Annotated in this window: 15 protein-coding genes; 9 read left to right on the top strand and 6 right to left on the bottom strand. The window is 48.0% G+C overall.

Going from position 1 to position 23,680, the window contains the following annotated elements:
• The first annotated feature begins 62 nt into the window (after positions 1-62).
• Positions 63-1,028, top strand: a complete 966-nt coding sequence (locus ACN4EG_RS16255) for a hypothetical protein (RefSeq protein ID WP_431630960.1) — start codon at positions 63-65, stop codon at positions 1,026-1,028.
• A gap of 137 nt (positions 1,029-1,165) precedes the next feature.
• Here ACN4EG_RS16255 and ACN4EG_RS16250 read toward each other — a convergent pair whose 3' ends face one another.
• Genes ACN4EG_RS16250 through xdhA form a run of 3 tightly spaced genes read right to left on the bottom strand, consistent with a single transcriptional unit; the run spans position 1,166 to position 6,389 of the window.
• Positions 1,166-2,563: an XdhC family protein gene (locus tag ACN4EG_RS16250; protein ID WP_431630959.1), complete on the bottom strand. Its 1,398-nt coding sequence runs from the start codon at positions 2,561-2,563 to the stop codon at positions 1,166-1,168.
• 42 nt (positions 2,564-2,605) lie between these two features.
• Positions 2,606-4,930, bottom strand: a complete 2,325-nt coding sequence (xdhB, locus tag ACN4EG_RS16245) for a xanthine dehydrogenase molybdopterin binding subunit (protein WP_431630956.1) — start codon at positions 4,928-4,930, stop codon at positions 2,606-2,608.
• A 4-nt stretch (positions 4,931-4,934) separates the two neighbouring features.
• Complete coding sequence (xdhA, locus tag ACN4EG_RS16240) at positions 4,935-6,389, bottom strand: xanthine dehydrogenase small subunit (protein ID WP_431630955.1); 1,455 nt, start codon at positions 6,387-6,389, stop codon at positions 4,935-4,937.
• Positions 6,390-6,466: 77 nt separating this feature from the next.
• On the opposite strand from xdhA, the gene guaD reads away from it, so the two are divergent.
• The 6 genes from guaD (at position 6,467) to ACN4EG_RS16210 (ending at position 17,240) form a co-directional block, all read left to right on the top strand.
• Entirely contained in the window at positions 6,467-7,951 is a 1,485-nt protein-coding gene (gene guaD / locus ACN4EG_RS16235) for a guanine deaminase (protein WP_431630954.1), read from the top strand.
• Between the two features lie 365 nt (positions 7,952-8,316).
• Entirely contained in the window at positions 8,317-9,153 is an 837-nt protein-coding gene (locus ACN4EG_RS16230; protein ID WP_431630953.1) for a hypothetical protein, read from the top strand.
• Positions 9,154-9,628: 475 nt separating this feature from the next.
• Positions 9,629-11,542 carry a mechanosensitive ion channel family protein gene (locus ACN4EG_RS16225; RefSeq protein ID WP_431630951.1) on the top strand — a complete coding sequence of 638 codons (1,914 nt, stop codon included), beginning with the start codon at positions 9,629-9,631 and terminating at the stop codon, positions 11,540-11,542.
• 106 nt (positions 11,543-11,648) lie between these two features.
• The gene (locus ACN4EG_RS16220; RefSeq protein ID WP_431630949.1) at positions 11,649-12,443 is read left to right on the top strand and encodes a tryptophan-rich sensory protein; all 795 of its coding nucleotides are present in this window, start codon (positions 11,649-11,651) and stop codon (positions 12,441-12,443) included.
• A 543-nt stretch (positions 12,444-12,986) separates the two neighbouring features.
• Positions 12,987-14,063, top strand: a complete 1,077-nt coding sequence (locus ACN4EG_RS16215) for a glycosyltransferase family 4 protein (RefSeq protein WP_431630948.1) — start codon at positions 12,987-12,989, stop codon at positions 14,061-14,063.
• A gap of 792 nt (positions 14,064-14,855) precedes the next feature.
• Positions 14,856-17,240: an amylo-alpha-1,6-glucosidase gene (locus tag ACN4EG_RS16210; protein WP_431630947.1), complete on the top strand. Its 2,385-nt coding sequence runs from the start codon at positions 14,856-14,858 to the stop codon at positions 17,238-17,240.
• A gap of 56 nt (positions 17,241-17,296) precedes the next feature.
• On the opposite strand, the gene ACN4EG_RS16205 is transcribed toward ACN4EG_RS16210, so the two are convergent.
• From ACN4EG_RS16205 to ACN4EG_RS16195, 3 genes are all read right to left on the bottom strand, one after another.
• Complete coding sequence (locus tag ACN4EG_RS16205) at positions 17,297-18,487, bottom strand: metal ABC transporter solute-binding protein, Zn/Mn family (RefSeq protein ID WP_431630946.1); 1,191 nt, start codon at positions 18,485-18,487, stop codon at positions 17,297-17,299.
• An 85-nt stretch (positions 18,488-18,572) separates the two neighbouring features.
• On the bottom strand, positions 18,573-19,250 hold the full coding sequence (locus tag ACN4EG_RS16200) for a phosphoribosyltransferase (protein WP_431630945.1): 678 nt from the start codon (positions 19,248-19,250) through the stop codon (positions 18,573-18,575).
• A 236-nt stretch (positions 19,251-19,486) separates the two neighbouring features.
• Complete coding sequence (locus ACN4EG_RS16195) at positions 19,487-20,770, bottom strand: CapA family protein (RefSeq protein ID WP_431630944.1); 1,284 nt, start codon at positions 20,768-20,770, stop codon at positions 19,487-19,489.
• 171 nt (positions 20,771-20,941) lie between these two features.
• On the opposite strand from ACN4EG_RS16195, the gene ACN4EG_RS16190 reads away from it, so the two are divergent.
• The gene (locus tag ACN4EG_RS16190; RefSeq protein WP_431630942.1) at positions 20,942-22,834 is read left to right on the top strand and encodes a response regulator; all 1,893 of its coding nucleotides are present in this window, start codon (positions 20,942-20,944) and stop codon (positions 22,832-22,834) included.
• 379 nt (positions 22,835-23,213) lie between these two features.
• Positions 23,214-23,663, top strand: a complete 450-nt coding sequence (locus ACN4EG_RS16185) for a hypothetical protein (protein ID WP_431630940.1) — start codon at positions 23,214-23,216, stop codon at positions 23,661-23,663.
• Positions 23,664-23,680 lie beyond the last annotated feature (17 nt).

The raw sequence follows: 23,680 nt of genomic DNA, 5'->3' as shown, positions 1-23,680 counted from the left end.
GTACAATATTTTCCATATGGCTATCCATCCGGTGCGTTTTGGATTAATTTGCACCCTATCCGATGGATAGCTTCTCTGTCCACTCCTGCCTCGCTAAAATTGTCCGGACTATTGATTTAAATAAAATTGCCAAAATCATTTTAATTCGTGAATGGGTGCAGCAGTCCTGTGGATTGGACGTGGAAGTTCATTGGCCCCAACAGGGCAGGATTCCAAAATTCTCGATCGCCAGAGCACCCCTATGGCACCTTTTAGAAATCCATCCCCAGCTTCAGGAAGATGAGGCGGGTCGGCGGCATTTGGTAGGAATGACCTTTCATATCCAAGCTGGACAATGGGCGCAATATTTTTTAAATCAATCCGGTGCTAAAGCGGCGACTGCGTTTTATCAATATGGACTCTTGCCAAAATCGTTGCTCCAGACGGTTATGGGAATTTGGCAACAGCATGAAGGAGCTGCTCGAATCATGCTCTGGTTTCTGTTTAAAAGTAAATTGGGCCTTGAGCAGCGAATGACAGTTCCCACGCTGATGCGAATCGCCTATGGCAACGACAAGCTGCAACACACTCAAACCCACCGAGAAGACCGTAAGCGTCTGTTACGCACCTTTGAGAGCGATCTGGAAGTCCTGAACCACTATGGACTGAAGCCCATCTTTGATCCAGAAACCTATCCGCCGGAAATTCAACCGCTCTGGGCAAAACTAGCCGATTTACCCAATGATGCAGAGGATGCGCTGGAATTCTGGATGGCAGATGGTGGAAATGCGTCTCGTTTAACCGATGCGGCTCCTCGGGGCAAATGGAATCGTTTGATGCAGGCGCGGATTCTTCAGTTGAAACTGCCGTCCGATTGGCAAACACGATCGAAACAACAGGAAACACAACGGGAAAAATATAAGGATAAACAACTGAATCACAACTGTTCCAATACACCTAAAAAGAAGATAACAACCACTGCTCGATCGCTCTCTGGAGAACAAATTGTGGCCGCTAGAAAACAACTGGGGATGAGCCTTCTCAGCTAAGCTGAGAAGGCCGGGAAGAGCCAAAGCTGGATTCGTGATGTCGAGAATGGCCGCTTTAGAATCAAGCTAGCTGACCAGATGCTACTGAAAAAAGTGCTGGGACTATCGTAAATCTAGGGTTCCCCCGATCCTGAAATTTATTGTAGGGGAAATTGTTGTCGGCGAATGGCAATCATTTCTGCGACGATGCTGACGGCAATTTCTTCCGGGGTCAGCGCACCAATGTCTAGACCGATCGGGGCGTAGATTTGCTGTAGCCATTGACTGATCAATTGACTGATCAAGGGTTCAGAAGCTTCCGTTTCCCCATCCAACGCCATCGCTTGCACTGCCTGAAACACCTGCAGCACCCGCCGCCGACTGCCCATCATGCCAATGTAACGGTAGGGAATTGCTTGAGTCATCATAGCTTTCAATGCCTGCACGTCATACTGATAGCCGCGCGTCAGTAGTGCGACATATAGCGCAGAATGATGATTGAGTTGCGCGATCGTGGTTTCGATCGAGGTTGTGAAAATCTGAGTTGCTTGGGGATAGTGGTCGGTATTGGCCCACTCCACGCGATCGTCCTGTACCATGACCTGAAAGCCTGCCATATCCGCAATTTTGGCCAGTTGAATACCACAGTGTCCTGCTCCAATAATTAATACAGTCGGCAGTGGCTGCAAGACTTCAGCGATTTGATCCCCCCTAGTCCCCCTCAATAAAGGGGGAACCGGATTACTGTGATTCAAAGTCCCCCTTAATAAGGGGGATTTAGGGGGATCAACCCCATCGCAATAATCAACAGCCTCACAACCACGATCGCCCCCATCCATAGAAGAAATTTGATCTCCCCTAGCCGCCCTCAATAAGGGGGGAACCGGATTACTGTGATTCAAAGTCCCCCTTAATAAGGGGGATTTAGGGGGATCAACCCCATCGCAATAATCAACAGCCTCACAACCACGATCGCCCCCATCCATAGAAGAAATTTGATCTCCCCTAGCCGCCCTCAATAAGGGGGGAACCGGATTACTGTGATTCAAAGTCCCCCTTAATAAGGGGGATTTAGGGGGATCAACCCCATCACAATAATCAACAGCCTCACAACCACGATCGATCTCAACCCACGGAGATCGATCGAATGCTAAAGGTGTCACTAACGTAATCGATTGACCAGCCTCTAAGGCCATAATGATTTGCTGCACGATCGACCGTGCCTCGCTTCCAGACCAGCGTTCCAGCCAGACCTGCATCTTCCCCCCACAAATCCCTTCCTTCGGACGCTCCTGCGCTCCTACCTGCCGATTCCCTGATAAATCAATTTCCACCCGCTGTTTGATGCCCGTTTCCAGCACTTGCAACGCCTGGTGAATGACCTTTGCTTCCCCTGCGCCACCCCCGATCGTGCCTTGAATTTCACCCGATGCTTTCACAAACATTTTCGCACCGATTTCTCTGGGCGTTGATCCCGATACTTCAATGACCGTGGCTAAGACGACTGCTTCGGTTTGTAATGCCTGTAATAAAGAGTGATACAACGATCGGGTCATACTGATTGCACAAGCGATTATAGAAACAATGATGGGCTGCAATTAAGTAATCATTTCCACGTCTACCTCTGCCTGTTCGATCACCTGTTCGATCGCGGTTAGAATTTTCTCCGGAGTTGCAGGGGAGGCCAGCACAACCTTTGCAGTGGAAGGGTTGCCAAAGGCCGCGATCGCATCTCGAATCGCCTCGCGCACGGAAATCGCCAGCATCAACGGGGGTTCCCCCACAGCCTTACTGCCATAAATCACACCATCCTGCGCTGCTCGTTCTAGCAAATGCACATTAAAGGCTTCCGGGACTTCGCGGATCGTGGGAATTTTGTAGGTACTGGGTGCATGGGTTTGCAGACAGCCCCGATCGTCCCAAACCAACTCCTCCATCGTCAGCCACCCCATTCCCTGCACAAATCCCCCTTCAATTTGCCCGCGATCGATCAACGGATTCAGCGACTCCCCCACATCATGGACAATATCCACCTGCCGTAACTGAAACATACCCGTCAACCCATCAACTTCCACCTCACTCACCGCTGCTCCATAGGCAAAATAGTAGAAGGGATTGCCCTGGCCCGTTTCAGGATTCCAAAAAATTGTCGGAGTGCGATAATAACCCGTTGCCGATAGACTAATTCGATCGTCATAGGCTTGTTGAACAACGGCTTCAAAGGTAATTCTTTTCGTGGGATCTTCCGCAGAATAAACCCAATCCTCCGCAAACGCTAAGGGTGTCTCTTCCGACAATGCTAATAATCGCGTCGCAACGGGTTTTAAGCGAGCTTTTAGAGTCTCACAGGCATCTTTAACCGCTTGCCCATTCAAATCTGATCCACTGGACGCAGCAGTGGCGGATGTATTAGGCACCTTATCCGTACTGGTGGGCATCATACGAAAACGCTGGAGACTGACGCCGAGAGCTTTTGCAGCTACTTGTAGCATTTTAGTATGTAAGCCTTGCCCCATCTCGGTGCCACCGTGGTTTAACTGAATACTGCCATCGGTATAAATCAGAATCAAAGCCCCTGCTTGATTGTATTGCACCTTGTTAAAGGAAATACCAAACTTAACAGGTGTGATTGCTAAACCTCGCTTTTTATCAATACTGGTGCGATTAAATTCAGCAATCTGCGATCGACGCTGGGAAAAGTTCGATCGCGCGAGTAACTCCTGCCACACTAGATCGAGGCGATTATCCACGATTTCTTGTCCGTAGTGGGTCGTGTTGCTTGCCCCGGAACCCCGGTAGAAATTGCGTTCTCGAACGACCTCCGGCGGCAATTGCAGCGATCGAGCCACCCGATCGACAACCTCTTCAATCACCACCATTCCCTGCGGCCCACCAAATCCCCGAAACGCTGTATTAGAAACTTTATGGGTTTTGGTAATCCAGCCCTGCACGGTCAGATGGGGAATGTAATAGGCGTTATCCACGTGCACCATGGCCCGCAGCAGCACCGGAGGCGACAGATCCAAACTCCAGCCCCCATCGGCATAGAGCTTGACCGCCAGTGCCGTAATTTGCCCCTCAGCAGTAAATCCCACATCGTACCGTCCCAGGAACCCGTGGCGCTTCCCGGTGAGCATCATGTCCTGTTCCCGTTTCAACTTGACCCGCACTGGACGCCCCGTTTTGTGAGCCGCGATCGCGGCGATCGCCGCAAAGGGGTTGGCCTGGGTTTCCTTGCCGCCAAAGCCGCCACCCATCCGCAAACAAGTCACGACCACTTGATTTTTCGCAAGGCCCAACACCCGCGCCACGATCGCCTGGGTTTCCGTAGGATGTTGCGTCGAGGAATAGACTTGGAAATGCCCTTCGCCATCGGGAATCACCCAACTGGTGTGGGTTTCCAGGTAAAAGTGATCCTGTCCTTGAATCTCCAATTCCCCAGTCAATCGATGCTCCGCCTGCGCCAGAGCCGTTGCGGCATCCCCCCGACTGATTTGATTCGGTGGACTATGGAAGTGCTCGGCAGCAATGGCATCGGCGATCGATAAAATTGCAGGCAGGGGTTCATACTCAATTTTGATTTGCTCCGCAGCCCGTTGAGCTGCGACTTCCGTTTCTCCCACAATCCACAGAACCGCCTGTCCCCAATAGCTGATTGCTTCCATGGGCAATAGAATTTCATCGGCAAGAATGACCCCGGTGTTATTAATTCCAGGAACGTCTGCCGCAGTAATCACCGTAACGTAACCGACAACCTGTTCGGCAGCGCTGAGGTCAATCTGTTTAATACGAGCATGGGCATGGGGAGCCATCACGGGATAAATCGAAAGCATGTCCACGGGAGGCCGTTGTTCGTCGGTGTAAACAGCCTTACCCGTCACATGTCCGATCGCGCTTTCATGGGATTTGGATTGATGAATCATGGGTCTATCTGCCTCCCATTTCAATAAAGAATTTTTCAAAGAGGTTGGCGACTAACGTTTTCCGGTAATGGGCGCTTCCCCGCAGATCACTTAATGGCGTAAAACAGTCCCGCAACTTGGGTTTACAGGCTTGTATGGTTTCCCTTGTCCAGGATTGACCGATTAAGTCCTCTTCGATCGCGATCGCGCGGATGGGGGTTGCTGCCACACCGCCGTAGGCCAATCTTGCATGGACGATCGTGTTGTGGGCATCGACATCGATCGTGAAAGCTGCTGCGACAATGCTAATATCATCGGTGCCCCGTTTGCCGATTTTGTAAGATTGGCTGTAGCGTTGGGTGGCTTGGGGTGTTAGCGTTGTGGGAATCTGAATCGATCTAATTAACTCACCGGGTTGCAGTACCGTTTGTCGATAGCCTGTAAAGAATTCCACGATGGGAACTTTGCGGACACCGTTCAAACTGACCAATTCCACCACCGCATCTAACGCCAGTAAAACCGGAGGCAGATCGCCGATCGGGGATGCCGTAGCAATGTTTCCGCCCATCGTCGCGCGATTGCGAACCTGTTGTGCTGCAAACCAAACGAGCATGGTATCCAGACTAGGAAACTGACCTTTTAATGTCTCTTTTACATCATTGAGGGAAACAGTAGCACCAATGCTAACCACAGTCTCTAATGAATCAATGGTTTGCAGTTCTGTCAGCGCTTCTAGGGAAATCATGCAAGGAAACGATCGACGGCGGTGGCTCATGTCTAGCCCCAAATCCGTTCCCCCGGCCAGCACCACTGCCTCGGGATGCTGTTGCAACAGTTCCAGTGCAGTTTGCAGTTGGGTGGGACGATAGAACTGTTCCGTGGGACTGCGGTAGCTCACATCGCTCAGGGATGCAGTTGCATTGACGAGTTGCGCTGTAAACCGATCGTTGGGGGGTGCTTGGATTAATTCCTGGCTGAGTTGTTGTGCTGCCCGTCGAATCGGTAAATAGCCCGTACATCGACAGAGATTGCCCTCTACGGTTTCATCGGGTATCGCGCCATCGGCTCCATAGTAGGCGGCAAACAAACTCATAATAAAACCGGGTGTACAGTAGCCACACTGGGAACCGCCCGTTTCCACCATCGCCGCTTGAACGGGGTGCAAACGCTCCGCCTCCGCCAACCCTTCCACCGTGATTATCATCCGTCCGGCGATCGCTCCCAGTGGTATCAAACAACTGTTAATGGTGTGATAGGTGGGGTTTCCTTGGGCATCCGTCCCCATGACCGCCACCGTACAGGCTCCGCAGTCCCCATCCCCGCAACCTTCTTTTGTCCCCGATCGCCCCGACTGTTGCAAATACTGCAAGAGCGTCAGGGTAGGCGAAACGGCGGAGAGGCGCACTGTCTGGCCGTTTAGGATAAATTCCAAGGTCTGAGATTCTGAAGTCTGAGATTGCACAGCATCGGTCATCGCCATTGAACTCGAATCAACAACCATTTTTTCAAAGCGTTATTAAAATTGTAGAAGAAATTCAATCATGGGAGAAGCCCACGGTGAACCAAAATCCCCAAAATATGACCCCAAAGCTCAATCAAAATTTACAAAATCCTGGTTCTCAGGTGGAGTTATCTGAATTAACCGGAGTACGGGGGGCATTTTTGGATTGTATCGATGATCCATTTAGCAATTGTTCCAACGATAGCCTAGACAATCACAGCACAGAAAATTTAGAAAATTTAGAAAACAGTAGTATTCGTTACATTGCCGATGGCCTATTAGTGCTGAATCAAGGGCATATCCATGATTTTGGAGCCTATTCAGATTTAGCCGATCGCTACCCCAATTTAGCCATTACCCATTACCCCGATCGGTTAATTACCCCTGGCTTGGTAGATGTCCATCTGCACTATCCCCAAACGCAGATGATGGCGGCCTACGGGGAACAATTATTGGACTGGCTGAATCAGTATACGTTTCCGACAGAACAAACCTTTCAAGATCCAGACCATGCCGCGCAAGTTGCTAATTTTTTTATTGAGGAACTGCTGCGCAATGGGACAACGACAGCAGCGGTGTTTGCAGCGGTGTTTCCGGGGTCGGTGGATGCGTTGTTTACCGCAGCCCAAGCCCGCAATTTACGGCTGGTGACGGGGAAAGTGATGATGGATCGCCATGCTCCACCGGAACTGCTGGACACGGCTCAATCTGCCTATGAAGATAGCCAGCGATTAATTGAAACGTGGCATGGGATCGATCGCCTCAGCTATGCCGTCACGCCGCGCTTTGCCCCGACCTCCACCCCCCAGCAATTGCAATTTGCAGGACAACTGCTATCGGAATTTCCAACGGTCTATTTACACACCCATTTATCTGAAAATGTAGATGAACTGGCTTGGGTCAAAGAACTGTTTCCCAACAGTGAAAGTTACCTCGATGTTTACGATCGCTACGGATTGGTAAATGAGCGATCGATTTTTGCCCATTGCATTCATCTTTCCGATGCGGAATTTGATCGCCTAGATGATATCAATGCTACGATCGCCTTCTGTCCCACATCGAATCTTTTTCTCGGCAGTGGTTTGTTTAATATTCAGAAAGCGAAATCTGAAGGTCGATCGATCAATGTAGGACTTGCCAGTGATGTCGGTGCAGGCACCAGTTTTTCAATGCTCAAAACCGCCGCCGAAGCCTATAAAGTCGCACAACTACAACGCCAAACCCTATCTCCCTTTCAACTATTCTTTCTGATGACCCTAGGGGGGGCGCGATCGCTACATCTTGCCGATCAGATTGGCAATTTCGCCATTGGGAAAGAAGCTGATTTTGTCGTTTGGCACCTCCAAGCAACTCCTCTCATGGACTTTCGCAATGCAGGCTCATTCCCCACTACGTTACAGGAACTTTCCGATCGCCTGTTTAGCTTGTTGGTACTTGGAGACGATCGGAGTGTCAGCGCAACCTACATCATGGGCAACAACAGTTTAGACAGTTTTACAGCTAGTTGGGCGATTAAACAACCCCTCAATCAGTGGAAGTGATAGAGGTTGGGGGGAATGACATAGGAATGTCGTGATCGAGAAATAGAGTTTTATAGAGAAATCGTGGCGTTTTTAGAGCAGGTTGAGAGTCATGGTACAGAGAAAATTGAAAATTTAACTACATCATTTTTTTAGATCGAAACATTCTACTGCTGCATAAGTGAAAATTGATAGCCCTACTTATATTCATCGAACCTAGCAAACCCGTCTAAGCCATCCTAGCTAGATGATGCGCCAGACTTGATTGTGAGGTCAGATATTGACTGTGAATTCCTATTAGCCCCATTTGGAAAAGGTAAATTATGAAATTCTCTAGGAATGCTCTCAAAATTGCTGCACTCTCCGTACTGAGTGCAATCACTACAATGACATTCGCAAATGCAACAATTCAGCGATCGCTTGCTATTCCGAATTGTGATCTCAATCCTGATGCCCCCATTTGTAATCCCGACCCCAAGCCCCCTAAACCTCCTCAACAGTATGGCACCGTTACAATTCCGGGTCTAGCACTCTTGTATGTAGCCGCTCAGGTCAATACGCAAATTCAAGACACCCAACTCCACTTAAATAATCTCAACGGCAACACCTCGTTTCTGCGCTTGCCAAGTACGTTCGGAGGCGCGCAGTATCCATTTTCGATTCCCAAAAAAGTCGTTGACTTAGATTGTGGTTGGATCTGCCCTGATCTCGGGAATGCCAATTTCTATGTGAATGATTGGAACCTCAACCAAACTCAACTTAGTTGGCAAAGTCCCTATTTTATTCTGAGTCTGGCCTTTGAAAGCTCAGGGCGGGAAATCAAGGGATATCACACCGGAGCCGTAGATTTGGGTGATGATGCCATTCCCGATGTCAATATTGATAACGCTCGGTTGGACGTGAAAATTCAGCCAACCTTAGTTAATGGTTTTATTAGCTACAAAGTAGTTGATGCCACACTAAATGGAACGATTCAAGCAACAAGCGTTTGCAATGTATTTGGTGTAGATGTTTGTAATTCGTTATTTGATTACAAAGACATGATTCGATCGACGGTGGATACCCAAATTCGGAATCGACTCAACGATCCTGTATTACGCCAACAAATTGATGCGATCGTACAACCCCAACTTGCACAAATGGGCGTTCCTCGGTTTGGAACCATTACCACCAGCAGCGTTCGAGCTGATGGCAATAATTTAGTTTTTGTCTATCCGAAGTAGGTTTCCACTCCCTAGTCTCAATTTGTCCAGCTAAACTTGTCGTAAAGATAGCAAATTAGACAATTGAGAAATCAACAAGCAAGCTAACAAGTAATCAACAGTTAAGGCAACAATAACTAGTATGAGCCAAAAATGTAGAAAATTATGACACCAGATAGAGTAGGAACATCTGTCCAGTCAGTTTTCAGCAATTGTACTTGTATCGCCTAGTCTAGTAAACTGTTATTGTTGCCTCTTTCCCCACTCTCGTCTTACCAAACGGCAGTTCCTCCAACGCGCTGAGAACCCATCCAGCAAATCTTACAATTCACCCATGTATCAAAAGGAATAATCAAGTTTCGGTCGATCGCCCGTCCTTAACCTCCTTTTGGAAGATCGCAAATCAGTCCATCTTCTTTACACTGAAGCATAGTTTGTAACCAACTTGTAGGAATTACAGGGTTACAGATAGTGGCAGATTTAGGGATGACAGCATATGCGACAACTTGAATACTGGAAATATTGGAACGCCCGTACAGCCCGATCGTTGGTGATCGTGGGACTCTGTGTTACAATGATGGGTCTTCCACCTTCCCTAGTGGTAGCCCAAGAAAGCAATAATAATAATCTCCAAAATAATACTTCACAAAATAATCAAGGACTAAACAATCAAAGTAATTCCAAAACTAATAATCAAAAATTGAATCAACCCTCACCCACTAGTCCATCTAATAGCTTAAGCCCCATTACTCTACCGTCCCTCGCCAGTGTTTTAGATCGATTTGATGCTAGTCGAGTCAATACTGCTATCATCAACTTAGACGGTTATTCACTTTTCACGATCGCGACTCCCTCAACCAACCCATTATCCAAAGCAGACAATAACACAAGCAACAGTACCAGCAATAATACAGGCAATAACTCGGCTGAACAACGAGCACAGACTATTGAGTCGATTCTGCAAGATATTGTGAACCAAGGGCGTCCACAATCCTTGGATGTGCGTTTAGAAATCGATCCCCAAACCAATTTGCCTGTCATCTACATCAACGAAAAATATTTAATGACCGTGACCACCTTGGACGCAGATGCCCAGGGACTTGCCCCCCGATCAATGGGGGAACAAATTCGCCAAACCCTCCAGAAAGCCCTAGAACGCGCCTTCCGAGAACGTCAGTCCGACTACCTATTCCAGCAGGGAGGCATTCTTGCGATCGTGAGTATTGCAGGTCTTGCGCTGAGTTATCTATTTTCTTGGCGACAGACCCGCAGCCGTCAACGCCAACACCAACTTACAGAGGCACTCACCAGCGCCCAAGAATCCCCAGCACCTACAGAAAATATGACAGAAGTAGGCACTGAGCAGCAGCAATGGCAGCAAATGCAAATGCAACAACGCCTCAGCCTACAAAAGTTGAAAACTCGATTGTACGGGGTGGGGCAATTCATTCTTTGGATCGGTATCATTGCCTATGCGATCGAGATCTTTCCCCAAACCCGCTGGTTACGCACATTTTTATTAGCAACGCCCTTGAAACTGCTGGTGATCACGATCGCAGTTTACTTTTCTACTCGGTTGAGTGATGCAGTCATCGATCGAGTCATTACCTCTGTCTTTCAAGATAAACGAACCCTAGATCAATTTAGCCATCGTCTATCCATTCGTTTAAATACCCTATCGAGAGTCCTAAAAAGTGCTCTATCTCTGATTCTTGTAGGTTCAGGTGTCCTCTTGGCACTCACCATTATCGGTGTTGATTTAGTCCCAGTGTTAGCAGGGGCGGGCATTATTGGTCTCGCAGTTTCCTTCGCTTGCCAAAGCCTAGTCAAAGACGTGATTAATGGTTTGCTGATTTTGCTGGAAGATCAGTATGCTGTCAGCGACATTATCAAAATTGGGAATGTGTCAGGTAGTGTGGAAAATATGAACCTACGCATTACTCAACTTCGGGATGCGGAAGGTCGATTGATTACCATTCCCAACAGTTCGATTAGTATTGTGGAAAACCTTTCTAAAGACTGGTCACGGGTTGATTTAGCTGTCGAAATCGATTATCAATCCGACCCCGATCGTGCCCTTTCCCTCCTCAAAACCATGGCCCAGAAAATGTACCATGAATCCCCTTGGAATCAAAAAATCCTGGAACCGCCCGAAGTTTTAGGAATCGATCGCATTGATCACGTCGGCTTACAAATTCGTATCTGGCTGAAAACCCGTCCTTTAGAGCAATTTACTGTTGCAAGGGAGTTCCGCCGTCGGCTTAAGCGACTAATGGATCAAGAAAATCTAGGAATTGGCATCCCCCAACAACGCCTAGAAACTCCCATTATTCACGTAGAAGGAACCTTACCAGACTTCGACCATTCACCCAATTCGTCCAACAACTTACACCCTCAATCCACTTTATGAAATTTGCATTCCAGAATAGATTACATTCTATTATCGCTATTCCATGATACTTTTCATCAACATCCCATGCCAGTTCCTATCTAACTAACGTTAATTGAGGTATACTATGTCCACTTCTTCAGAATTTTATTCATCTAAAAAAACTATGGCGATCGCGACGATTTTAGCCACCTTTGGCGCGATCGCAGTCAATTCTTGGTTTAATCGCTTTCCGCCCCAAGGCAAAACGATCGCAGACTTAGCCAACATTACCTATGCAGATGTACTATTTATTCCCGCTAGTTATGCATTTGCCATTTGGGGGCTAATCTATTGTGGTTTAATCGCTTTTAGTTTTTATCAATTAAAACTCCCTCAACGGTATGAATTTGTCTTTCAAGCAAGACCCTGGCTCATTCTTGCCTGTATATTACAAAGCCTTTGGGTTTATACATTTATTCAGCAATTATTACTTGCCTCTACTCTAATTATGGTGGGACTGCTACTGACAATTATGCAGTGTTATCGTTTAGTAGGGGTAGGGCGAAAACCACTCTCCAATCGCGATCGCTGGTTTCTACATTATCCCTTTAGCATTTACCTTGCGTGGATTAGCGTGGCCACGATCGTAAATATTTCAGTTTTACTCCATGAAACAGGCTGGAATGGCTGGGGAATTGCCGCTCCCCTCTGGACGAGTATTATGATGGGAATTGCAGCGCTGCATGCTTGGGCCGTCTATCAGCAACGCCACGATCGCCTATATGTCATGGTAGTTGTTTGGGCATTAATTGCTCTAGTGGTACGTTATCTAGCCTTACCACTCATTGGTTGGATAGGTGTGTCTTTGAGTTTAGGACTAGTGGCTTTACTATTGTTGGATCAGAGAAAAAGTAAATCTGTATCCACCTTGGATGTATAACCCTGAGATGTATCAATTTTTGCCTTCTCTGTATCCTGCAGCATCACTTAAGGCACCGACTACAGGTTATCTCAAGTGATCTTAGCTCAACCTTTTATCGAATTAGGAACTCACTAATTTCAGGTAATCCACAGGATAGATAATCTTTCACTAAATGTATTTTCAGTTACCTATTACATATGACTTCTCAAACCTCTGTAATTAGGTCATGAAAAGACTACTAAATGTCCTCCTTGACAATTTTCATACTCACCAAGGTAGAGATTACAGAGTTTTTCACCCGCCTTGATTCAACTGTTTCTAAAAGCCTCTCCGGTTGGAAACAGTCCTAGGGCTGAACTTAGGGAAATTAGAATGGCGAGATTTCCGTACTGGGTCGATCGCAATCCCCGAATTGACGGCACCCAGCATTTTTACCTAAAGTCTCGTTCAGTATTCCCAAACTTAGCTCTCAATCCCCGTTGACTCAAACGTTGATTCGAACATTATTCGTCACAGGAAACCTACTGTTTCTTGTTTACGTTTTATCTCAGGAGGTTTGTTATGCGGATTGCTCAAATTGCTCCCCTTTGGGAAAGGGTTCCCCCCCCTGGTTATGGTGGAATCGAGCTAGTTGTGGGTTTGCTGACGGATGAACTCGTGCGGCGGGGCCATGAAGTCACCCTGTTTGCATCCGGTGATTCAGTCACTTTGGCAAAGTTAGAATCGGTTCATCCCCGTGCCCTTCGGCTTGATCCCGATGTACGAGAAGCGGGCATTTACGAAATGCTGCAACTCAGTCAAGTGTATGGACGGGCCCAAGAGTTTGATGTCATTCATTCTCACATGGGTTGTGCAGCCCTTCCCTACGCGGGACTGGTTAAAACCCCCACGGTTCATACCTTGCATGGCATCTTTACCCCCGATAACGAAAAGATGTTCACCTTTGCCAAGGATCAGCCCTATATCAGCATTTCCAATACCCAACGCGAACCTCGGTTAGGGTTGAATTGTGTGGCAACGGTTTACAACGGCATCGACGTGGATAGTCACCGCTTCTATGCTCAGCCAAATCCAGATCCCTATCTGGCATTTTTGGGGCGCATTTCTCCAGAAAAAGGAACCCATTTAGCGATTCAGATTGCTAAAGCAGCAGGCTGGAAGTTAAAGCTGGCGGGTAAAGTGGATGTCGTGGATGTCGATTATTTTGAGCAAGAAATCAAGCCCCTGATTGATGGAAAACAAATTGAATATCTGGGTGAAGCGGATCATGTCATGAAAAATGAACTGATGGGGAATGCAGTAGCAACGCTATTTCCCATTACCTGGCGGGAACCGTTTGGTCTGGTCATGGTGGAATCGATGGCTGCAGGAACGCCTGTTATCGCTTTGCGCCTAGGGTCTACCCCCGAAATCATTGACCATGGAACCAGTGGCTTCCTTTGCGACACGATCGACGACTGCATTGCCGCCATTCCTAAAGCGGCAGAACTAGATCGAACAGCTTGCCGCAACCATGTACGCCAGCACTTTAGTGTGCAGTGCATGACGGCTCAATACGAGGCGGTCTATCAACAAATTCTGGCAGAGCGTTTCGCCCAAAATGGTCACCTGCATGGAGCCACGAGCCTGATTCGATAGCATTATGTAGCATCATGCACAAGATCTCGATCCCCATTGGATCATCGATTCATTGATTCTTAGAAAACCATTCGTTAGTTCATTCAGGGATTTTTCATTCACCGATTCTCTATTGTTAAAAAAACATTAGAAAACTGTCCATCATTCCGAATCTATGAATCAAGTTCTAGCGTCACTGTAACCATGACCGATCGGATGAACGTCCCTAAACTGCGGTTCGGAGAGACAAAGCCATAGCAAACACCATCATAGGTACTAAGGGCAATACTCTCTCAAGCAGGGAATACTGAGGATCAACATCCATCCCCCATCGACAGGATGCAGAAAACTGATTCAGACTGCTATTCGGATTGCTATTCGGACTGCAATGAGAGGTTAAGGGATTGCCCCGGCGATCGTCCTTGCCTCTCTATTAATTTTTAAGAGCAACTTTTTTCAGCTAGGCCATTTGTAATAAACTAATTTTGTTACAAAATATTTTTATTCCCTGACAATTCTCCTAATCAGGAAATTCCTGTGCATAATCACTTCACAGTGCACGCATTTCCCTATTCTCAGGATCAAAGTGAGTTGTTCAGATCCGATTGATGCCCCTTCTCTCAGACTATTTTATTAATAGAAAATTAAATTCCGCTGCTCTAGTCCTCATAAAAAGTGTTGGAGCTGTAAACTGGTAGGTCAGTAATCGGGTTTAGTGCGCGTTGATACCACTACGACGCTGAACATAAATTTTTGCGAATAAAATCTTCTTTCTCAAGCCCTCTCAATCCATTGCCAAACTTTCTGTGTCCCATGTCAGATCTTGTTGAACTAAACGGAAAGACATTCATTCCTGCCAATCAATTACCCATTCCCGAATGGGGCTGTGCTGTCACCGATCGCTCTCAACCGACTCTCACCCTCAAGGATGACGACCTATTTCTGATTAGCGATACCCTGGGCAATATCTCAGGTTGCAGCGTAGACGAAGCCGTTACGAGTTTGGGCCTATTTTGCCGAGATACCCGGTTTCTCAGCCGATTAGAGCTACAAATCGATGGTCGATCGCCCCTCCTCCTCAGCAGCAATGCTCAGAAGGGCTTCGCACTGTTTATTCTCTGTACCAATCCTCGTCTGGAAAGTAGCGTTGCCTTTCCGGATGCCCCTCCGTCCCAGGCCGAAAATCAGACTATTCCAGCGGAAACCTTGGGGATCCAACGGGAAATGGTTTTGAATGGGGGATTATTTGAAGAAATTACCCTAACAAACTACAGTACCCAAACCATTCAATTTGAACTCAGTCTCAGCTTTGATGCTGATTTCGTCGATCTCTTTGAAGTTCGTGGCTTCGATCGCCAACATCGAGGACAACTGCTACGCCATGTAGAAATACCATCAGCTACAGCCCCCTCCAAAGTTCTCGCTTCGGTTCCAGCAGCAGCTTCCGAAGATCTCCCCCCGGCAGATCCCCAAAAGTCTGATCCCGAACCTTACGTGTTGAGCCAAGCCCCCTCAGAACTGACCATGGCCTACCAGGGGCTGGATGGTTCACTCATGGAGGCTCAAATTCAATTTCTGCATTGTCTCCCCGATCATCTTAAGGGTTACACCGCTCTTTGGACAATCCGCTTGGCATCCCATGAAACCCTACGGTTGGGCTACCGATTGCAAATGCTGATTGATAACCAATCGGCTTCCAATGTCCATGCGCCCATGACATTAATGCAGGCTAAAGCCGCCGAAGTGTTAGAGGAACAGGAATGGCGATCGGGCATTACTCAAATTCGCACTGATAATAAGGCGTTTAACCAAATCATTGAACGGGCGGAACAGGATATTTACCTCCTGCGACAAACATTTAATGCCCACAAAGCTTTGTCAGCAGGGGTTCCTTGGTTTTCCACCTTATTTGGTCGAGATTCCATCATCGCCGCATCGCAAACGTTGATTCTTGATCCAACGATCGCCCGAGATACCCTAAATATCTTGGCACACTACCAGGGTAAGCAGGATGATGATTGGCGCGACGAAGAGCCCGGAAAAATTCTCCATGAACTCCGGTTTGGCGAAATGGCCCGCTGCCAGGAAATTCCCCACACGCCCTATTATGGAACGATCGATGCAACACCATTGTGGTTAATGCTGTACGCAGAATACTACGCTTGGACACACGATCAGGAAACGCTAGATCGATTGTGGGATAGTGCCATTGATGCCATGAATTGGATCGATCGCAACTGCCGCGAAACGGGCTATCTGGCCTATAACCGTCGCTCTAAACGGGGATTGCAAAACCAGGGTTGGAAGGATTCCGGCGATTGCATTGTCGATCGCCAGGGGCAGATGGCCAAGGGTTCGATCGCGCTGTGCGAAGTGCAAGCCTATGTTTATGCTGCGAAAGTGCGGCTGAGTGAAATTGCACGGATTAAAAAACGGATTGATCTCGCCGATCGTTGGCAAGAGGAAGCCCGAGACCTGCAAACCTGCTTTAATCGTGATTTTTGGATGGACGATTTGGATTACTGTGCCCTTGCCTTAGATGGCGATGGCAATCCCGTCGATAGCATTACATCCAATCCTGGCCATTGTCTCAATCTCGGCATATTCACCCCAGACAAAGCCCGCAGCGTCGCCGAGCGCTTACAAGCCCCCGATATGTTTAACGGCTGGGGCATTCGCACCCTCAGTAGCCAATCCCCCGCCTACAATCCCATGGGCTACCACGTTGGCTCGGTTTGGCCCCATGACAACAGTTTGATTACCTTGGGACTGCGATCGATCGGGCAAATCGATCAGGCGTTGGAGGTGGCCCAGGGAATTATTGATATGACCCTGCATCAGCCTTACCAGCGGCCCCCGGAATTGCTCTGTGGCTATGAACGCATGGGCGACAGCGCCCCCGTGCAATATCCCGTGGCCTGTTCTCCCCAAGCTTGGGCAACGGGAACGATTTTCCAATTACTGCACATGATGATTAATCTAGTGCCCGATGCTCCCGGTAATCATGTGCGAATTATTGATCCGGCTTTACCGAGTTCTCTGCAATACCTGTCATTGAAAAACCTACGGGTAGGGTCAACCCTGTTAGATTTGGAATTTGTGCGGGAGGGGAGCTCTGAGGTCGATCGACCGAGTAATGCCACCGCCTGCCGGGTCACCCGTAAACGGGGGAATTTACGAGTCGTCATTGAAGCATAACGTAACCCTCAGGCCGTAGGTACCGTTTGCCCACAGCATTTGCCTACAGCATTTGCCTACGGTTCTTTCAGCGCTGTTATGTTTCCACCGAGCCCTGTAACGATCGTTTTAGTATTGCTGATCAACATCTCTTCGTAGGTTTCTGCCCCAGAACCCGCTTCTCCTAAGCCATCGGCCAATAGTTCCCGATCGGCGACTTTCACTCCGGCTTCACGGGCTACGGTCTGAATCAGCGCCGGATTGACTGTTTTTTCTGCAAAAATCGTGGGAACTTGGGCCACTTTCACCACATCAACCAAGGTTTTGACTTGGGTCGGTGTCGGTTGTTCATCGGTGCTCAAGCCCTGGAGTGCGCCTTGCACCGGAATCCCATAGGCCGCAGCATAGTACCCAAGGGCATCATGGGTAGTGATTAACTTACGGGCATTGGCAGGAATGGTCGAGATCGACGCCTTAATCCAGCTATCTACTTTAGTTAAACGATCGGTAATCGTCTGAGCATTTTTAGCATAGAGGGCCGCATTGCTAGGATCAGCTTTGGCCAGGGCAGTTTCAATGACTTTGACCATTTGGATACCATTCTGTGCGTTGTGCCAAACGTGGGGATCGGCTTCTTCGGCTTCAGAATGTTCTACTGTTCCCGCTGGGGTCTCCTTAGCTTTTGCCTCTGGCTGATCGGGTTCTCCTCCGCCATGGTCATGCTCATCGTCGTGGTGGTGTCCTCCTTGTAAGGGTTTGGGCACTGCGAGTTCGTGGACTGCCACTTTGGTGATGGCATTGGGCGCGGCTGTAATTAACCGCACAACATTCGGTTCTAGGCCATAGCCGCCATAGAAAATAAGATCGGCATCTTCGATCGCCTTACGATCGGCGGGATTGGGCTGATAGGTATGGGGATCCTGCCCTGCTTTGACCAAACAATTCAGCTTCACCGTAGGTTTGTCTGTCGATCGCACAATCCGCTGGGTTAGGTCACAGAGAACACTTGTTGTCGCTACAACATTGATCGAAGCGGCTTGGTTACTGGAGTTAACCGTCGTGTTGGGAGCATTGTTGTTAGAAGCATTGGGGGCTTGGTTTCCTGCTGTACAACCCGACAGAACTCCCAATAGCGTCAACCCCGTAAACAGGATCGGAGCCGCAACCCGTTGCCCCAGGGAGACAAGAGACAGCGATGGAGCAAGGATTGAGCGATTTCCTCCAGAGCCGATCGACCCGCACAAACCCAGCAAGCGAAAGTAATACATAGACATGTTAAAAATGAGCAACGAATGATAACGATTATCATTTTAGTTGCTAATCATAGAAGTCCAAGATTCTTCTGTCAATCTCTTAAACACTGACCTGGCAGGAATTCGGCCACGGAGGCAAATCCGAATGGTGCAGCAATTGACACACCTCATCATCCGAAGTTTGGGCAAAATTCTCGTACCATAATCCGATCGCGTGGAAGGGTTCCGGGGTTTTCAAGCAGACCACTTGGGTCACTTCTTGGGCCAATTGCCGTACAGTCTCGCGGGGAGAGATGGGAACGGCCACAATGATTTGCGCCGGATGCTGTTGCTCAATCACATGAATAGCCGCTCGCATGGAGGCCCCCGTCGCCAACCCATCATCCACCACAATGACACAGCAATTTTCCACATTCCACGGTTCAAGATCGCCGCGATAGGTTCGATCGCGCCGCTGTAGCTCTCGTAATTCCTTAGCAGCCACTTCATCGATTGCCGGACTGGAAATTTGTAAATCCCGAATTAAGCCATAATTCAGCCAACGCACCCCATTTGAGGCGATCGCGCCCATGGCTAACTCCCTATGCCCTGGCACTCCCAACTTCCGGACAATACAAACATCCAGAGGAGCCTGTAGCGCTTCTGCCACTTCATAGGCCACGGGTACGCCCCCCCGAGGCAACCCCAACACCACCACATCCTCACGGTTGGCGTACTCTTTGAGCTTTTTAGCCAATAACCGTCCGGCTTCTCGACGATCGTGGAATAGGGTAGACATCTGATTTGCCTCCGGTTGTACTTAAAGAGCGGTGAGTTATGGCAAGTAAGTTATGGCAAGTGAGTTATGGCAGGCAAGTTATTACAATCGTGGGTCGTGCTTTCTCCTGAAACAGCCATTACGTCTAAAACAGCCATTGAATCGGCATTAAACTGCCATTATAGTGAAATGCTAATCAATGAAAACAAATTAAAAATAAACTCGAGAATCGTTAGACAAACAAAATGAAAAACAGATCATAAAACATTAAGACAGTATTTTCCATTATGACGAACATCGACGACTAATCCCTCTTGAGTGCGAACCGCCGCAGTCTGAAACTCAGCACACAGCGATTGCATACGATGACAGATTGCCTCAAAAACCTCATGCTTAGCTAATTCAATATTGGCATAGTGCAAATGCACGGGAACCATTCTGAGCCGCTGAATGCCGTCTCGATCGAGATCCACTAAAAAGATAAATGACCAATCATTGCGAATGCGGGGATCGATCGGAGCATCACTGAGAATATCACCCGTATTATAAAGAATCAGTTTGTGACGATAGACTTCTACAGCCTGAAAAATATGTGTCCCATGGCCATGGATAATATCCACGCCCAGATCAATTAATCGATGAGCCCACGATCGAAATTCCTTAGAGGGCGAGATTTCGAGGCTAGGCCCCCAATGCATAGACAAGATAATGAGTTCTACCCCAGCGTCACGCAAATCTTGAATCGCTTGTTCAACATACTCTAAGGTTGACCGTGCTAAGTTGTTCTGTAAAACTTGCGGGTTAATCAGAGGATTGTTCGTCTTTTTATTTAATTCAACATAGCTTTTATTGTTGTCAAGGTGCGAAATATTTCCGTTGCTTGAGATAAACGCTGACGGATCTTCAATGGCTTGTTCTAAAGATAGGATTGCGCAATCTTCAGTTCTACCGCGATCGCTCAAAGACTGTATTTTAGGTAATTCCAGGATGTTGATATAGCTCTGGCTTTTAGGGGGCTTAACTGACGTTTGAGGGGCGCGATCGTTCGAACCGTTGTGATGCAAGCTATGGGTATCTTGGCTAGTATAGGCCAAAATTCCGATGGAATGGGATGCAATGTTTAACCTAACGGGTAAAGCGGCCATGGACGCTGTGGTTCCTGCTCCTGCATAGGCAATCTGGACTGCATCCAAATACTGCATAGTTTTCCCAAGTTGCTGGGCACTGCAATCGAGCAGATGATGATTCGCTAAACTCACAAATTGAATATTGGCGACCTGTAACAGTTGGGCAGCGGGGGGAAGCGCACTAAGCTCCAATTGCGATGGAGCGGAATTCTGAGGCTCCGAAGTGACTTTTGACAAAACAGTCTTGGGTGCTTCAATGCCCCCTTCTAAGTTGGCGAACACCGCCTCTGCCCGCTGGAAAATGGGCAACGCGCCATCCCAAAACGAAAAACACGATCGCCAGCACAAATCTTGATTCATGCCGTCCCCTAGGCGAATATCACCGACAAATGCCAATGTTACACAGCGATTCATACCTGCCCCATCTCCCATCTGACAGTCCATTGTGCTTGGGACTCGTTAGCCATTTCTTCAGTTGGTAATGCTATAGCATAGTGAGAAAGTTTGAGAAACTTGTGAGTAGTGCATCTCCAAAGGAGAGTTATATTACACTGGAGCTTATGAGCGCTGGGGGAAGTAAACAGGATGAAAATTCTCATTGTTGAGGACGATCCGCTCGTGTCCGAAACGCTGACTTCCATCCTCAGCCAACAGAACTATGTCATCGAAGTTGCCCAGGATGGCCAGCAGGGCCTAGACCTAGCAACGGCCTTTACCTACGACTTGATTGTTCTGGACATTATGCTGCCGAAAATAGACGGCATTAGCCTCTGTCGGCAGCTGCGATCGCAGGGCATTCAAACGCCTTTAATGTTGCTCACCGCTCGGGATAGCAGTCACGACAAAGCCGTGGGCCTGGATGCGGGCGCAGATGACTATATGGTCAAGCCCTTTGATAATGAAGAATTAGTCGCGCGGGTGCGGGCCTTGATGCGACGATCGGGCGAAGCGAACCAACCTATTCTCTGTTGGGGGGATTTACAGTTGGATCCGGGAAGTTGTGAAGTCAGCTATGCCGATCGGCTGATTCCCGTCACGCCCAAGGAATATGCCTTATTGGAATTATTCTTACGCAATCCTAAGCGGGTCTTTAGTTGCAGTTCCATATTGGATCACTTGTGGTCCTACGAAGAAGCACCGGGCGAAGAAGCAGTTAGAACCCATATTAAAGGACTGCGCCAAAAGCTGAAAAAAAGCCAAATTCCAGACGAGGTGATTGAAACGGTTTATGGCATTGGCTATCGCCTCAAGCCTTGGGAAAGCCCCCATTCCCCCACCGAACCAGTCAACTCGGCCCCAGATGCGATGAAAGCCCAAGCCGCCGTTCAGAAAATTTGGCAGCGATCGCAACCCCGAATCCAAGAACAAATGCTGACAATTCAGCAGGCGATCGTGGCTTTAGATCAAGAGAAAATTACCGATGAAGTTTTGAATGACGCCATCCAGAACGCCCACACTTTAGCGGGATCATTGGGCATGTTTGGATTGCCGGAAGGATCTACCCTCGGCCAGAAAATCGAAACCTTACTGAAACAATACCAGCACAATCCCAAACCCACCCACACCAAAACGCTGCATCCATTATTCAAAGCCCTGCAACAGGTACTCCGTTCACCCGTCGATCGCCCGTCCCCCCAAACTTCGACAACGGCAGCATCCCCCGCTGAGGAGGATGACACCGAAAATGAAACCATTGTGATCCTAGTCATCAGCCAGGATACTCAGTTACCGGAGACCCTAGTAGCCGAAGCCAACCATTCGCTATCCCACCTCAAAATTAAGCGTTCTAGTCGCTTACAAACGGCTCGCAAGCACCTCTATCAACATGCCCCCCAAGCAATCGTTTTAGATTTAGATCATTCCGCTGACTATGCCACCTGTCTCACGTTTTTAACGGAATTACACGAACAAGCACCCTCCATTCCCGTTGTGGTCTTAGCGGCGCACCATGATCTCCAGGAACGGCTAGAAGTGATGCGATCGGGGGCACGGGCGTTTCTGCCGAAGCCCACATCGGCTCAGAATGTGATGAAGGCGGTGACCCAGGTGCTCAATCATGTCGAAAAATTAAAATCTCACGTTCTTGTTGTGGATGATGATCCTAGCGTTTTATCCGTTGTGCAAAGTTTGTTGCAGCCCTGGGGTTTTCGAGTGACTACATTACAAAATCCGCAACAGTTCTGGCAAATTCTAGAATCAGACACGCCAGATATCCTCATTCTTGATGTCATGATGCCGGGAGTGAATGGGATTGAACTATGCCAAACGGTGCGTAATGACCCCCACTGGAGCGATCTGCCCATCCTCTTTCTGACCGCCCACAAAGATGCAGCTACGATTAATCAGGTCTATAGTTCCGGGGGGGATGACTTTGTGAGTAAGCCGATTATTGGCCCAGAATTAGTTACGCGGGTTGTCAATCGGCTAGAACGCATTAAACTGTTGCAACGACGCTATCAAAAAGTATCGCAGAATTAGTTCCGCGAGCCTGTAGCTATTGACTGGCCCCGAAGGGTCACTGAGTCCAAGAACCCAGGCATTGCATCATGCTGTATTGCATAAAGTGGTTGCAATATTGTTTTAGAATTATTGCAATATTGTTTTAGAATCAGTTGCAATAAGCTCATCAAAGTTATCAAAGATTTACTATCGTTTACTATCACTGACCATCACTAAGATTCATTGACGCTCATTTTGATTGGAGAGGCGGCGTTCCTCACTCAAATTCCCACTCTTCACAAGTTTCTCAAAGTTACTCTCTAAGCTTAGACGTGAGTTTAAGAAAACTCCATACCTACAAAATAAGCTTCGATCGAGATTTCCAAGGTAATCATGGAGAGTAATCATGGAGGCTCCTATGCTGGTAAACTATCGCGAAAAAATTATTACGCTTTGGGTGGTTTTCCTCCTAGGTTTACTATTTCATACTCAATTAGCACTGATGCCACTATTCCACGGGTTGGATGTGGCCCATTCCCATGCAGGGAGTGACAATGATGTTTCGGTAATTTTTTGGTCGATGCTGGTTTTCTTTCTCATTCCGATGGGTTTAATTGTTAGCACGGCCTTTACAGAATCCTATCGATCGCGCGTGATTCATTTTGGAATCACGATTCTCTATACCATTCTCAATTTTTTCCATCTAATTGCAGATCTGATGGTACAACCTATTGTCTGGCCACAGATTATCCTGATGGTTACACTTTTTGTCGTGGGACTTTTACTCAATCTTGTGGTCTATCGATGGATGCGATCGTCTCCGGGAGGTAAACTGCGGAAAGCCAAAGAAGTCCTGCACCACTCCTAGGCTACTTTAAAAAATTG

The sequence above is a fragment of the Alkalinema pantanalense CENA528 genome, assembly GCF_050753345.1.
GTDB classification, from domain to species: Bacteria; Cyanobacteriota; Cyanobacteriia; order Leptolyngbyales; family Leptolyngbyaceae; genus Alkalinema; species Alkalinema pantanalense.
This window is presented reverse-complemented; position numbering and strand designations above follow the sequence as displayed.

Coding starts and splice junctions, on each gene's coding strand:
- ACN4EG_RS16185 (WP_431630940.1), top strand. CDS start 23,214: ATGCTGGTAAACTATCGCGAAAAAATTATTACGCTTTGGGTGGTTTTC.
- ACN4EG_RS16225 (WP_431630951.1), top strand. CDS start 9,629: ATGCGACAACTTGAATACTGGAAATATTGGAACGCCCGTACAGCCCGA.
- xdhA (WP_431630955.1), bottom strand. CDS start 6,389: ATGGCGATGACCGATGCTGTGCAATCTCAGACTTCAGAATCTCAGACC.
- ACN4EG_RS16190 (WP_431630942.1), top strand. CDS start 20,942: ATGAAAATTCTCATTGTTGAGGACGATCCGCTCGTGTCCGAAACGCTG.
- ACN4EG_RS16200 (WP_431630945.1), bottom strand. CDS start 19,250: ATGTCTACCCTATTCCACGATCGTCGAGAAGCCGGACGGTTATTGGCT.
- ACN4EG_RS16215 (WP_431630948.1), top strand. CDS start 12,987: ATGCGGATTGCTCAAATTGCTCCCCTTTGGGAAAGGGTTCCCCCCCCT.
- ACN4EG_RS16195 (WP_431630944.1), bottom strand. CDS start 20,770: ATGAATCGCTGTGTAACATTGGCATTTGTCGGTGATATTCGCCTAGGG.
- ACN4EG_RS16250 (WP_431630959.1), bottom strand. CDS start 2,563: ATGACCCGATCGTTGTATCACTCTTTATTACAGGCATTACAAACCGAA.
- ACN4EG_RS16220 (WP_431630949.1), top strand. CDS start 11,649: ATGTCCACTTCTTCAGAATTTTATTCATCTAAAAAAACTATGGCGATC.
- ACN4EG_RS16210 (WP_431630947.1), top strand. CDS start 14,856: ATGTCAGATCTTGTTGAACTAAACGGAAAGACATTCATTCCTGCCAAT.
- ACN4EG_RS16230 (WP_431630953.1), top strand. CDS start 8,317: ATGACATTCGCAAATGCAACAATTCAGCGATCGCTTGCTATTCCGAAT.
- xdhB (WP_431630956.1), bottom strand. CDS start 4,930: ATGATTCATCAATCCAAATCCCATGAAAGCGCGATCGGACATGTGACG.
- ACN4EG_RS16255 (WP_431630960.1), top strand. CDS start 63: ATGGATAGCTTCTCTGTCCACTCCTGCCTCGCTAAAATTGTCCGGACT.
- ACN4EG_RS16205 (WP_431630946.1), bottom strand. CDS start 18,487: ATGTATTACTTTCGCTTGCTGGGTTTGTGCGGGTCGATCGGCTCTGGA.